Raw genomic sequence first — 13,500 nt, forward strand, 5'->3', positions numbered from 1 at the left:
TCTGTCTTCTTCATCCGCTGACCGCCGCTCATCTCAGGGGGAAGGCCGCGAGGAACTTGCCGCCCAGCGCCACGGTCACCTTGGCCTTCTCGTGAGCGATGAAGCGGTCGCCGGTGGTCCGGTAGGAGGCCGCGGGCCTGCCCGAGGAGATGTCGACCGCCCAGAGCGCCGAAGACCGCTTGCTGTACGCGCACTCGGTGCCGATCACCGGTGAGGCGGACACATCCGCCTTCGTTCCCCCGCCGCCCTTCTCCTCCCACTGCACCCGCCCGTTGCGCGAGTCGAAGGCGACGAGGCCGAGGCCCTTCTCCACGGCGTAGACCGAGCCGCCCTTGACCGCCGGAGGGCCGTACGTGCGCCCGGGACGCTCCTGCGCGGAGTCCCATACGTCAGCGCCGTCACTCAGCCGTAGTGCCCGCAGCCGGCCGGTGCCCAAGTACAGGTTCTCGGTGTCCGTCGCAAGCGGCAGTTGTACGCGGTCCGGGGCGACGCCGTCGAACGGCTTCTCCCAGCGGACAGCGCCCGTACGGGTGTCCCGCACGACGACGCGTACCTTGCCGTCGTTGGTCTCTTGGAGGGCCACCAGGCTGCGCCCGACCGCTCGGGCGGAGAGGAAGTGCAGGCGGTCGGTGTGATCCGGTCGGGAGGGCAGCGGCTTGGTCCACAGCTTCTTCCCGGTGCTGATGTCGACGGCGAAGACGGACCAGGACTGGGATGCCAGGAAGTACTCGTCGAACTTGCCCTTGCCTGCCGCCGCGTACACGATGCCGTCGGCCGTGCACAGCACCTGGTTCTGGCTGATCACCCCATTGAAATCCGTGAGCTGGGCGAAGGGCTCGGCCGCCACGCCCGTGTCGATGTCGACGGACGCGAAGACCAGCGGAAAGCCGCCGGGCTTACCCGCGTTGTTCTCGGACCCTTCTGGCGTCACCATCCGGACGAGGCGCTCGCCGTCCGTCGCGATCTGCCAGTGAATCTCCATCTGGTCCGACGCCCACCGGATCCCTCCCGAGGCGGCATCTATTCCGGCCAGACCAGTCCCGGCCACAACTGTGACCAGGTTGCTCACGGCGAGCGGCTGTGCGGGCGGGACCGTGCCGTACGGCGGATCGGCGACCTGATGCTGCCAGAGTGAGTCGAGCCGCTTCTTCGGCAGCAGGCTGTTGCTGGGAGCCGGCACGGGCGACTTCGGCTCGGACACGGACCGTCGGCTCCAGGCCCAGGCTCCCGCCCCGACGGTCACCGCGCCGAACGCCAGTCCGCTGCCCGCCAGCAGCAGCAGTCGACGACGCGGCATCGGAGCGGCCGGTGCGGTCGGCGGTTGCACGTGCTGTGGAAGAGGTGCGGGGAGTCGCTGCGGTGTGATCTGCCAGACCTCGGTGGCCCGCCGGGCGATCTCCGCGAGCAGTGAGTCCGGCAGATGCTCCGCGAACTCTCCCGATCCGTCGTGGAGTTCGGCTGCAAGTTCCGCCGTGGTCGGCCGCAGGAACGGGTTCTTGTCCAGGCACCGCCCGAGAATCGGAAGCAGGGCGGCGGGTACGTCGCTCAGGTCCGGTGCGCTGTAGCGGACGCGGTAGAGAAGATCCGCGGTCTGGCCATGGCCGAACGGGGCGCGCCCGGTGGCGGCGAAGACGAGGACTGCGGCAAGTGCGAACACGTCACCCGCCGCGGTGTGTTCCTGACCGATTGCCTGCTCCGGTGACATGAAGGCCGGGGTACCCATGGCCGCGCCGACTCTGGTGAGCCGTTCGTCGCCGATCGCCCGGGCGATGCCGAAGTCGATGACCTTCGGTCCGTAGGCCGTGATCAGGATGTTGGAGGGCTTGAGGTCGCGGTGGACCACTTCGCTGCTGTGCAGCTGCCCCAGCGCCCCGCACAGAGCCGCCCCGAGAGCACGTACGGTCGCCTCGGGGAGCGGTCCAGCCAGTTCGACCGCCTCGTCGAGCGGCGGACCGAGTACATACTCGGTGGCGATCCACGGTGCCCCGGTCTGTGTGTCCGCCCCCACGACCTGTGCACCGTGCTGCCCTCCGATGACCCGGGCGGCATCGACCTCCAGACGGAACCGGGTTCGGGCACTGGGATCCGAGGCGATGGCGGCGTGCATCGTCTTGACCGCGACGGTCCGTCCACCGCCCGAGCGCGCCAGGTAGACCGTACCCATGCCGCCGCTGCCGAGGCGGGCGATCGGACGGTAGGGGCCGAACGCCTGGGGATCGTCGTGAGTGAGCGGAGTGGGCATGCGGTCGTCGTCAGTCCTGGCGTGAAGAGGGCACGGTGGCGTGCGGGATCTCGGCGGCGAGTACGGCGGCCGACTGATGGGCCATGGCCGCGATCGCGCGGCTCGGCAGCCATCCCGGGCCGAGCAGTGGGGCGGTTCTGGTCGCGAAGGCGGCACCGGCCGGCTCTTGGGCCATGGCGGGGTCGGCGGGATGTGATGCCGGCGAAGCGGTCACCGAGGTGGGCGCGAACTCGTCCATCACTTCCGCCAGTTGCGGGCGGGCCCCGGGGTCCCGGGTCAGACAGCGGCTGACGATCGTCCGCAGCGAGGAAGGAAGCTCGTCGCGTTCGGGAGTTGTGTATCCGGTAGCGGCGTACGCGAGCGTCGCGCCCAGAGCGTACACATCGCCCATTGGGCGTGGCCGTCCGCCGGATGCCTGCTCGGCCGGCAGGCTGCCCGGCTCCAGTCCCGGCAACCCGGACCGAGCCGTACCGTCCGGGGCAGCGGCCCGCACGGCCCCGAAGCAGGTGAGGCGCGGCCCGTCGGCGGCGAGCAGCACGGCCGCCGGGGACACACCGGCGTACGTCAGTCCCTGCCCGTGCACGATGCTCAGGGCCTCCGCGAGGGCCGCCCCAAGGGCCCGGACCGTCCGCTCGGGAAGTGGGCCCCCGTGCACCGCGAGTGCGGTGGGCAGGGGCAGCGCGGGCACATAGGGGCGGGCGTGCCAGGCGCTCTCGCCAGGGGCTGCGCACGTGACAGCGGGCGCCGCGAACTGACTGAGCAGATAGCGAGAGGCTTCGGCTTCCGCCATGAAGCGCCGGGGATCGGTGCCGGGGAGCGGAGCACTGAGCAGGACTGTGTGCTCACCATCGGCGCTTCGGGCTATGTAGCGCCGTTCCGGCACCGGGACATCGCTGCGGGGATCGTCGAGCGAAGTGATCAGGATGTAGGGGCCGATCCGTCGTGAGGCATGCACGCCCTGCGGCGCTTCGCCGGTTTCGGCGGCTGTCGCGTGCACCTGATTCCCAGTCCCTTGTCTGTGCGGTGTCCGCGGCCTCAACCCTGCGGACAACGGGAATCGAACGAACGAGTACGGCCGGGCTGCGGACCGACGACAGGGTGGGCGCCTCCCGCGCACGCCCACCCTCGAGTCGCTTCTGCGGGCCTCGTCCTACCGGAAGTAGCCAGCCGCCTTCTTGTCGCCGTCCATGTACGTACCGCCGGACTGGGCGACGACGTGGCCGATACCGGTCAGCGCCTGGTGGATGTCGTTCGCTTCCTTGTCCCAGCGGTGCAGCTTCTCGTTGAAGGTGTCCTGCGCCTGGCCCTCCCAGTACTGCAGGCTGCTCACCACGAGCCTCCTGAGCTCCTGCAGATCCTGCTCGAGCTGGCTCGCCTCGTTACCGATCTTGGTTGCCGCGACGTCGAGCCCGTCATAAGTGACTGACAGCCCATCAGCGTTGCTGGCCATGTCTGATTACCTCGTCTCGCTGGTGTGTGCCTGATGGATGCGCCGGCTGCCCGGCGGTTGTCCTGAGTGCGCTCGACTCAGTACGAGCTCAGGGGAGACACCGTGGGAGCGCCGTCCTGGACATCGATCTTGTTGACGGACGCACGTACCTCGTCTTCCTTGCTGTCCTTGATGTTGCGCGTCGCGGTCATCGCCTCGATGACGTCGCCGAGGATGTTGCCGATGTTCTGCAGCGACTCGTTGATCTCGTACTGCTTCTTGTCGAACGCGGCACGGCCGATACCCTGCCACTGGCCCTCGAGGCCGTCGATCACGCCCTGCAGACCATGCACGCGCTTGCGGATGCCCTCGTATTTCTCGACCATCTGCTTCTCCAGATGGATTACTGCGGCATCTTCGAGCTTCTGCTTTCCGCCGGCCATGTCTGCCCGCCCTTCTCTTTTTTCCTTGATCCAACTGTCTGAACTCACCGACACCCAGTGTTGTACGCGCCGGTGAGCGCTTACCGCATTCCCTGTCCGAAGGGCCCAGGGTTACAGGAGGTCGGCGGCGTCATGTGGTACGCCTTGCCCGCATCACGGCCACGCCGGCACCGACGAGCACGATGACCGCAGCCACAGCCCCGACCGCGATCCACAGCGTGTTGCTGTTGCTCGACGATTCCGTGCTTGATCCTGCCGCTGCGGTTCCGCCCACGGAGCCCTTTCCCGGGGCTTGTGACGGGGTTGATGCAGAAGCAGAAGGTGCGGGCGATTTTGAACTCGAGGAAGAACCGGCGGATTGAGCCAGCAGATTGCCACCGTTCTCCTTCGCGAGCGGGTCGACGTCTGCCGGTCCAGCATCGTAGTCACGCTTCTCGAGAACCAGACGAGGACGAACCATCCCATAGCCGGCATATTTACTCGGGTTGTCCTTCGCCCACTTGCGACCAGCAGTGTCGATCAGGGACCGCACAACCTGGTTGACCGACCAGTCGGGGTGAGCAGACCAGATCAGGGCTGCGGAGGCTGAGGCGATCGCAGTTGCCGGGCTCGTACCCTTTCGGTTGCAATACGAGCGGAAACTGGTGTCGCACCACCCGGGGAAACCCTCACCAGGAGCAGAAAGGTCTACATAGTTGCCGAATGATGAGAATTTCGAAACCGTAAGAGACTTGTTGGTCGCGGCTACACCCACCACATAGGGGTAAGCGGCAGGGTAGTCGATATTGCCGTTACCTTCCCCAGCATTACCAACAGCGGCGATCAGCAACTTTCCTTTTGACGCGGCATACTTGACCGCTGCCTCTTCGTCCGGATCGATCAGCCCTCCGAATGACATGCTGATGATCTTCACGTCGGTATCGGCGGCCGCCCTGATCGCCTCAGCGGACCGGGGAGTTTTCTTCTCCTCTTTCTTCCCGCCCGGCAGACCTTCGAGGTCGACACGATACGGGACGATCTTGGCTCCCGGCGCCAGCCCCTGAAGGCCGCCATCAGCCCCGGTACCAGCGATCAGTTCGGCCATGGTCGTCCCGTGACCGTTGTAGTCATCAGTGGCCCGGTAAGCAACCTTCTTCGGGACTTCGTCAGCCAGCACCTGGCCTTTCAGCGAGGGCGTGTTTGGGTTAACACCGCTGTCCACGACGGCGACCTTGACGCCCTTCCCCGTGCTGACCTTCCACATCTGCTCGGCCTTCATCGGCCCCAAGTACCACTGCTCCGACTTGGCGTCATACGCACTGGAGCTCGGCGCGAGGCCCACACTGAAAGCGGCCAGAGCGCCGAGAATCGCGCCGAGATCACGCGCCCGTCTCCCGAAGGGTGTCTTGAGGCACGCAGCCTGCTCGACTCGTCGGCTGGTCCCTGACTTCATCGTGTTCCGTGTCCTCGCGGTCTCAGTTGACAACCGGCGGCACATCGCGCCGGGGCTTGTCGGGCAGGTGAGTTTCTTCGTCTTCGACGAGGTAGTCAGGGCGCTGCGGTTGCTGCGCCTCTCCCTCGCTTCCGGGCTTCCCGTTGTGGCCAGCACCACGCACGAGACCCGATCCACCACGAGTCATGCCGCTGCGCTCCGATCCCGCAATGGAGTTGCGCGCGATGGGCCTGCCCGTGACGGGCTCGGACGTTCGAGTGCCAGTACGAGACCCGGTCGCTGTCGAACCGGTCCGGGACTCGGGTGATCCGACGACACCTCGCTGCCCGGGTCGGCCAGTACTGGGCTGCGTGTTGGCAGCGCCTTCACGGCCAATGACCGTACCGCGGGGAATCCTTGCCCCACCCTTCGCCGCGGCATCACCGGTGGCCGAGGGGCTCCCCCCGACGACTCCGTTGGACCGACCGGCGCCAGTGGCTGGCCCGCCGTTCGCTCGTGGTGCCGCCGTGCCGGAGGGCCGCGGCGTACCGCCGGAGACCCCACGGCCCATCTGGGACGGTTTCGATCCCGGGCTGGTGCCCCTGGCAACCTGCTGGCCGGTCGACGCAGCGTGCTCTGTTTGGTCCACGAGGCCTTGCCCCGCGGACCTGTAGCCGGGGCCCGCTTTACTCGAACCGGGTACAGCAGCGGTGCGTCCCTGCGCGGATACAGGGGTACGGACACCGCCGGCTCCGCCCCAGCCTCTGCCCGGTGTGCGGTTGGGGATCGGCAACCCGGGGCCGCCATCGAACGGGCGTGCCTGGTCACCGCCGATGACAGGAGTACTCGCGATCGGCGGGGTGTGGCCGGTCACAGGTGTGGTGGTGCTGGGTGGGAGCGTGCCAACGCTGTCGATGTTCGTACCTACGGTGCTGTCCGGGACCGCGACATGCCTCGCGCCGTCCGCCGCGGACGCTGGGACGTCACCGGCGTGTGGGCGGACATGACCAGCGGTGGACGCGACTGCAGCATGATGGGACGCAACGGGGTTCGCCCCAGCCTCTTGACCCGAGCCGGAGGCAGCACCGCCCGAGGCGTCCCGCATCACCCGGTTCGGCTTGGGCATACCCACATTCGGCACACTCTTGAACGTGGGCGCATTGTCGTTCAGGACCTGCAGCTGCTCCCTCGACACCGCGTAGTACGACGCCAATCGATTCATCTGATTGATCGCCTCCTGGCGGTGCTTCTCCACCTGGACGGCAGCGGCGTACTCGCTGTTGCTCGCGGTCCTCGCGGGGGTGGGGATATCCGTGGGGCGGGTCGCAACCGCTCGGGAATCACGAGGGGGCATTGCTTTCCGAACAGACGCCAGCCCCACAGCAGCGGCAGTGATCTGGTCGCCTGCCCCTCCGGCGAAAGCACTCAGATCGTACGTACTCGTGACGAGCCCCGCGCCCCATGCGCGGAAATCATCACCCGCCTTTCCGACCCATGGCACCGAGTCGAAGTGGCCCTTGAGTTCATCAGCCGCCGCCTTGATGGCATCGCGCGCGTCCCAGAGCGCTCGGCCGGAGGACTCCAGATCCTCCGGATCCGTCTGATCGACCAGGTCGACCATCGCATTGAGGTCATAGCCGTCGAACTCCGTACGACTGACCATGGCTTCTGAGTACGGGGTGCCCTGAGCCGCCCCGCGAATGGCGCTGTTCAGAACGCCTTTGAAGAAGCCACCCTCGTGAGGGTGCTGCGCAGCGTCCCGAGCAAGATCCGCGAAAGTGTTCTGAGAGGAGGCCCGGTCCAGGTCCCCCTTGTGCTTGTCCGTCATCGTTACATCACCACATCGGTGCCGTCGCCGGTACGCTTCGCGCCTGCCGCTTCCTGAAGTTGCTGGATCTCCGCCTGGATCTCCCAGAACCGTCGGCGCTGCTCCTCTTCGACCTCGTCGAAGGTGCCCTTCGCACCCAGAACGGCGATACCCATCGCTTCGATCTGCAGGTGCAGGGTCCTGGACAGGGTGGTGAGGCTCTCATGCACGGAGTTGAACGTGGCATACAAGGCATCCGCCTCATGGAACGTCCCGGCCCCGCTACTGAGCGACCCCTGACGAATCGCTTGCGCTCCCACCCGCTTCGGATTGCCCGCCGACCCCTCAAGGTCCCGTAGCACCGCGTCCACCCGACTCACGAACTTCTTCAGCGCGTCACCGCTCGCCTCCAGGTTCGCCGCCGACACGCCCCCACCCATGTCTGCCGGAAGCACGACGCTCCTCCCCGTTGCCTACATCGCCCCGACCGGATCGAGACCGACCACACACGCTCACCCGTACGATCGCAAAGCGAGCCGCGTCTCACAACGCCTTTACCACTCTAGTCAACCGGCTCAACGGGTCCAACCAGACTGTGCGTCAACTCAGTTACACCACCGCACCCGGCGCCGCACTTTGCCCGGTTTGCCGGTATGGGGATGCGATTACGCCAGCGCCCGGCCATGTCACCGGCCAGGTGACGGCCCATCGTGGCAACGACCGACGCCGCTCACACGACTCCGTTTGCGATCTCCATCGAATTTCCACGGGTGACTGATGGCGACTCCACTGCAACGCCGGTGAAGCGCGAAGCGGCGCGCTGGCGCACTTCAGGCGGCTGGTGGAGGTGCATGTGTCTCGAACAGCTCTGATCGTCTCGAACTCCAGCTGCTCCACCCGCCCATGCCGTCTGCAGGTCTCTTTCCGACGACAGACAAGCTGCGATGGTGGAGGGGGAAGCGACCCGATCGCGCACCATGACGGCCTGGGTCCCGTTGAGCACAAGGCACCACTCCGAATTGATTCCGTCAAGTCCTGCGGACTGTTCTCACCCTGGAACGGCAACACCGAAAAGCCCTACTCAGACTGCCGGTTGCTAGCATGCTTCGAGCTCGCCATGGTGATCGTGGGTATCCTCGCGACCACCGAAGCGTCGGGGGAAGGGTGCCGCAGATGGCATGGGACGAATGGGAGCAGCTCCTGGACGAGGCGCAGAAGCGCCCGCAACGCTCCACACACATGCAGCTCAACCAGCTTCCGGCCGATCCGGGAGGCGGCAGCAGTCAAGGTGATCTGAGGGTCAACCAGAAGGACCTTGCCGCGATCGGTGATGCGGCCTACGGCTTACATCAGGAATTCAGGCACTTCAGCGACCTCGCCCGGATGAGCTCAGTCAAGGCCGCCGACGGGTTGGAGAGCGAAGGTTACGCGATCGGTTCAGCGTTGAACCATGTCGCTCAGCACTGGGTGGATCAGGTCCAGTCGCTGCTCGATGCCACGGCTCACATCTCCAACCACCTGGACTATACGAAGAAGGCCCACGCCGGCGACGAGCAGTACATCGCAGGCACGCTCAGCAGTATCGCAACGCTCGACCAGGGTTTCGATGAGCGGAAGGCCAACTGACCGGTGGACCTCGAAGCGCTCCGACACGGGAACTTTCACCAGCTCGGTGAGGCGATCTCCGACTGGCAGAACATGACGAAGCAGCTCAAGAGGCTAGCCGACGAGGCTGACAAGAACCTCAAGGGCAAGGCGCGAAAGGCCGACTGGGCTGGCTTGAATGCCACCGTCACTCGTGAGTTCATCGACAAGACGGCTGGCGAGTTCTCCGACGCCCACACCCAGGCCGACACGGTAACCAAGATCCTCAGCGACACCCGCGACGAACTCGTCGGATACCGCGCACAGGTCAACGAAGCCATCGAGCGGGGCCTGAAGAAGAATCTGACCGTGCTCAACATGGGCGATGGTTCCTTCATGGTCACCAGGTCGACCCGCCCTGACTGGGCATCCGATCCCAGCGGTCAGGACGACGCGGCGGCCCAGAAGGACGCCGACGACCTGCGCGACGAGATCCAGCGGATTCTCGACAAGGCCAACGAGAGCGACGCCACCGCCGGCAAGGCGCTGCGCCTCATCGTCGATCAGGCCAAGTACGGCTTCTCCGATGCCAGGTACGAAGACCGGGACTCGGCTGCGAAGGCCATCGCGGACGCCGACAAACTGGCCCGGATCCTCGCGAAGAACCCGCACGACGTGACGAACACGGAACTCGCCTCGCTCAACTCCACGCTGGCGAAGTACAAGAACGACCCCCTCTTCGCGGAGGAGTTCGCCGAGCGCATCGGACCCAGGAAGCTGCTCACCTTCTACGCGGGGGTCGCCGACCCCTTCCAGGGCCAGTACGACCCCGATCGTGCCAAGCAGGTCAAGCAGCTTCAGAAGAACCTCGGGATCACCATCGGTAAGGCGACGCTCTCCGACAGCGACGAGATGCAGAGCTGGGAGAAGCAGATGATCAAGCTGGGGCCCGGCCAGCTCGGTATCGACGACGCGAGCAATCCCACGGGCTATGCCGTGATGAGCAACCTGATGCGCTTCGGCGACTACGACGACCAGTTCCTCAATGACTACGGCGACAAGCTCCTCGCCTACGACAAGCAGGTCAACGGCGAAGGCATCAACCTCTGGGTCAACAACGCCAACCAGGGTGACCTCAACTACTGGAACTACAAGAACGACCGTGGCCGCGACCCCGTGACTGGTTTCCTGGAGGCACTGGGACACAACCCGGACGCTTCGACACAGTTCTTCGCCCAGCCGAACGGCGCCGGAGAGACCGTCAACAAGGGATCGGAGCTCAACCAACACTTCAAGTACCTGACCCAGGAACGCGTCTGGTCTTCCGACGTGACACTCGAGGGCAAGGATGGTTACGTCGCAGGACGCGACTCCCTCGGCCACGCCCTGGAGGCCGCGACGACCGGGTACGCCTACGACGCGAGCCCAGACGCCATCAAGTCCGGCGGCGATCACCGCACCTCCGGAACCGCGGGTGTGATGGAACAGGTGGCATACCTCTACGGCAGCAAGGACGGCCCGAAACTGTTGCACGACCAGCCCGAACTGGCCGACAGTCTGGGCAAGATGGCTGGCTCATACATCGACGACATCGACTACAACCTGTCTGGTGTCGGGGAGCACGAGATGGACGGTGGCACTTTCGCTGCGGCATATCAGGGGCGTGCCAACTTCACCAACGAGGGTGCGATCAACTTCCTGAGCGTGCTCGGACAGGACGAAAACTCGCACCGCGCTGTCACCGCAGCTCAGCATGTGTACACGCTCAGTGCTCTCGACAAGTACCCGTCGACCAGTGATGCCAACGTTGGCCATGCTCACGATGCCTTGATCGCATCAGCGCAGGCGCGAGGCATCCTCGACAACGCTCGTGTCGAGCAGGCCGCAGCAGACTATGGCGAGAACTCCGAGGAAGCCAACAAGTCACTTGGCCGTTCCGCCGACTGGATCAAGCTTGGCGTCGGAGGGGCCGTTGGGGTCGGTGTTGCCGCCATCCCCCTCCCAGGGAGCACCGCAGCAGCAATGCTCATTGCGCCGGTTGCCGCAGACACCGTCGGCGGAGCCGTGAACACTTTCATCGGCCACCAAATCGACAAGGAGGTGGACGATGCAGGAGGGCACCCGGAAGAACAAGCTCAGGTCACGAGCAGCGACTTCTACAAGAAAGGCATCAATCAGCTGGGCAGCGCATACGGCACTTACCTGGAGGACAACCCCAAGGCCAGCGGCATCGGCGACAAGCAGAACTGGGACCAGGACATCAATAGCGCGTACTACGGGACTGGCACTGGAGAAAACGAGCAGCGCGGCCGATCTCCGTATAAGGACTGATCTGTGCGACAGACAACCGACCGGCTGCAGAAGAGAATGACAACGCTCGCTACCTGCCGTTCCACGGCAGGTGCCGCAGTACTCCTCTTGGGAATTTCCGCGTGCAGTGGAGGCGACGGCGCCCAGGAAGTAGCAACTCTACCGGCTTCTCAGGTTTGCGCGTCAACACTGGATTCGTCTGCGGCTGCGGCGCTCGAACGCATCGGCGGCACGGCGAAGTTCACTGAGCTGCCCGGCACCGATGACTCCGGGAAGCCCAATAAGTTTTCACTGAAGCACGCCGCGAGCACAATCCATGAGGACCAGACGCTGCGAAACCAGTGCGTCGTCTTCAAGGCAGGTGACAAGACCGGCCACCCGTTGATCAGCGTGGATTTTTCAGCCGATAATCACGTTCCTAGCAAGCACACGTCAGCAGCTAGCGACGAATCAGGGCAGGCCTTCTATTCGTTAGGTGCCTACGCCAAGACGAACAGAAGCATCAGCGCGCTGCTCTACTTCGAGTGCTCCACGAAAAATTCCCAGAAGAGTACCTCACACATCAGGGCTTCTCTCACCAGCGCACCGGGGCAAGTCGCCGCGAAGGCCACAGGGCAGGACTTGATGACTGTTCTCAACGCAGTCTCACGCGGCATGGCCCAACAACTTGGCTGCGCATCAGAGGCAGCCTTGCCTTCACGGGTTCCAGAGGCCGAAGCCCAATAAGCCTCGGGGCCCTAGACGAGTGCTCGCCGACGACCAAGGGTGCTTGGCGGGTACCAGCTAGCCGGGGAGCTCGCGCCCCTCCTCGACGGGGCCGGCCGGACCCGCTCCTCGGGGGCGGGCAGTGACGGTCTGCTCGTGGCGGAGCCCCGCGCCCCTGTCTCCACACATCCGCGACCAAGCGGAAGCCTCGGTACACCACGCCCTGCGTCCGCCATAAGCTGGGACCATGAATGGTTGGGTTGGGGAACTGATTAAGTGGTTGCTGTACGCGTTCGTCGCGGGCATGTTCATCTTGGTGTTCACAGTGTCCAGGCGCGGACGCAAGAAGGACGAGCAGATCAGGGAGGGTTACGCGCGGCTTGCCCGGATGGCGCCGGAACGTGGGTGGACATACCAGCCCCGCGTGCAAGGGGAGATCGATCAGTACTGCGGCGTGCGCCCCTTCCCGGGCCGTGGAAGCAACCTGCGCGCCTGGCACTACACCACGGGAGAGTTCCGTGGCCGCCGCTTCAAGTACTTCGAGTATCGCTCCATGAACCTCATGTCAGGCGCCGATGTCGGAGAGCGTAAGCAGCCCACCATTGAGGCCGTTTTCATCGTCACGGCGCCGGGCTCTGGACCGCTCACGCAGATCCTCCGCCCGAGCCTGCTGGACAACTTGTTCGACCGGAGGCCCCACATGCAGCTTGGCGTACCGGAATTCGACAAGAACTTTCGGATCATCACCAGGGACGAGGGTTTCGTCCGCACCGCTCTGAGCCACACGGTGGTGCCCTACCTACTGCAGGACCCGAGGAGCAAGTCCTCGCTCCAGCTGCGCGACAACGAATTGTTCACGTGGTACAGGGGCAACCTGTCTCCACAGGCTGTCGACGAGAAGTTGAACTACCTGTGCGATGTCCTGGACCACATTCCAGCACAGGCTTGGAGCGGTGCCTGAGCAAGCGGATTACCCGGGGTGCCCTTTTCCCGCTGCCAACATGACCACAGGAAAGGGCACTCTGTCGTTTACTCTGCGTCTTCCTCGGCCGGCCGTACTGTCCTGAGGAAGGTTTTGAAGTCGTCGATAACTTCTGCGAGCTGATTCGGCTTCGCGGTGAGGACAAGCTCGATGACCGCGCGCTTCGCCGGGTTCTTGACGTCCTCCATACCGAGGTACACCTGGCTCTGGCGCAGCTCCAGCGGCTCGCCCCGCAGGGTGGTGTGGAGGCGAAGGTTTTGGATCACGCCAGGGGCGTCCGTCAGGCCCGGGATGTCCGGGGTGCCCACTTCAGACTTCTTGACGACCTCCACGGTGCCCGCCTGCTCCAGCCGGTGCACCGACTCGTCGGCGATCTGCCACATGGTGGCGCTGTCGTTGCGCATCCGCCCGGTGATGGTGATGTTCGCCGTGAATCCGTCGTCGATTGAGGCGGGATGGAGGGCGACGAAAGCGGCGCCGGGCGCTGCCACCTCGTCCGGCGGTGCTGCCTGCCAGCCGTCCGGCAACTCGAACGAGATCTTGACCGGCAATGTGGCCGTCATGGTGAACCTTTCCTTGATGTGCGT

General features: G+C 65.1%; 11 protein-coding genes. 4 read left to right on the forward strand and 7 right to left on the reverse strand.

Going from position 1 to position 13,500, the window contains the following annotated elements; genetic code table 11:
* Nucleotides 1-28 precede the first annotated feature (28 nt).
* The 6 genes from ACWC21_RS35770 to ACWC21_RS35795 all read right to left on the reverse strand — a co-directional run bounded on the left by ACWC21_RS35770 (nt 29) and on the right by ACWC21_RS35795 (nt 7,787).
* The gene (locus tag ACWC21_RS35770) at nt 29-2,242 is read right to left on the reverse strand and encodes a protein kinase domain-containing protein (RefSeq protein WP_450888152.1); all 2,214 of its coding nucleotides are present in this window, start codon (nt 2,240-2,242) and stop codon (nt 29-31) included.
* 10 nt (nt 2,243-2,252) lie between these two features.
* Entirely contained in the window at nt 2,253-3,239 is a 987-nt protein-coding gene (locus ACWC21_RS35775) for a serine/threonine protein kinase (RefSeq protein ID WP_450888154.1), read from the reverse strand.
* A gap of 153 nt (nt 3,240-3,392) precedes the next feature.
* Nucleotides 3,393-3,692: a WXG100 family type VII secretion target gene (locus ACWC21_RS35780; RefSeq protein ID WP_450888156.1), complete on the reverse strand. Its 300-nt coding sequence runs from the start codon at nt 3,690-3,692 to the stop codon at nt 3,393-3,395.
* Between the two features lie 77 nt (nt 3,693-3,769).
* Nucleotides 3,770-4,114, reverse strand: coding sequence for a WXG100 family type VII secretion target (locus ACWC21_RS35785; protein ID WP_450888213.1), 345 nt, complete (start codon nt 4,112-4,114; stop codon nt 3,770-3,772).
* Between the two features lie 130 nt (nt 4,115-4,244).
* Nucleotides 4,245-5,546, reverse strand: coding sequence for a S8 family serine peptidase (locus tag ACWC21_RS35790; RefSeq protein ID WP_450888158.1), 1,302 nt, complete (start codon nt 5,544-5,546; stop codon nt 4,245-4,247).
* Nucleotides 5,547-7,355: 1,809 nt separating this feature from the next.
* Nucleotides 7,356-7,787 carry a hypothetical protein gene (locus ACWC21_RS35795; RefSeq protein ID WP_450888160.1) on the reverse strand — a complete coding sequence of 144 codons (432 nt, stop codon included), beginning with the start codon at nt 7,785-7,787 and terminating at the stop codon, nt 7,356-7,358.
* 718 nt (nt 7,788-8,505) lie between these two features.
* Here ACWC21_RS35795 and ACWC21_RS35800 point away from each other — a divergent pair.
* The 4 genes from ACWC21_RS35800 to ACWC21_RS35815 all read left to right on the forward strand — a co-directional run bounded on the left by ACWC21_RS35800 (nt 8,506) and on the right by ACWC21_RS35815 (nt 12,892).
* Entirely contained in the window at nt 8,506-8,958 is a 453-nt protein-coding gene (locus ACWC21_RS35800; protein WP_450888161.1) for a hypothetical protein, read from the forward strand.
* 3 nt (nt 8,959-8,961) lie between these two features.
* Nucleotides 8,962-11,247 (forward strand): hypothetical protein, encoded by a 2,286-nt coding sequence (locus tag ACWC21_RS35805; RefSeq protein ID WP_450888163.1) that lies wholly within the window; start codon nt 8,962-8,964, stop codon nt 11,245-11,247.
* Between the two features lie 3 nt (nt 11,248-11,250).
* Entirely contained in the window at nt 11,251-11,952 is a 702-nt protein-coding gene (locus tag ACWC21_RS35810) for a hypothetical protein (protein ID WP_450888165.1), read from the forward strand.
* Nucleotides 11,953-12,178: 226 nt separating this feature from the next.
* Nucleotides 12,179-12,892, forward strand: coding sequence for a hypothetical protein (locus ACWC21_RS35815; protein WP_450888166.1), 714 nt, complete (start codon nt 12,179-12,181; stop codon nt 12,890-12,892).
* Between the two features lie 68 nt (nt 12,893-12,960).
* Here ACWC21_RS35815 and ACWC21_RS35820 read toward each other — a convergent pair whose 3' ends face one another.
* Nucleotides 12,961-13,476 carry a hypothetical protein gene (locus ACWC21_RS35820; RefSeq protein WP_450888167.1) on the reverse strand — a complete coding sequence of 172 codons (516 nt, stop codon included), beginning with the start codon at nt 13,474-13,476 and terminating at the stop codon, nt 12,961-12,963.
* Nucleotides 13,477-13,500 lie beyond the last annotated feature (24 nt).

The organism is Streptomyces sp. NPDC001348, from assembly GCF_053597535.1.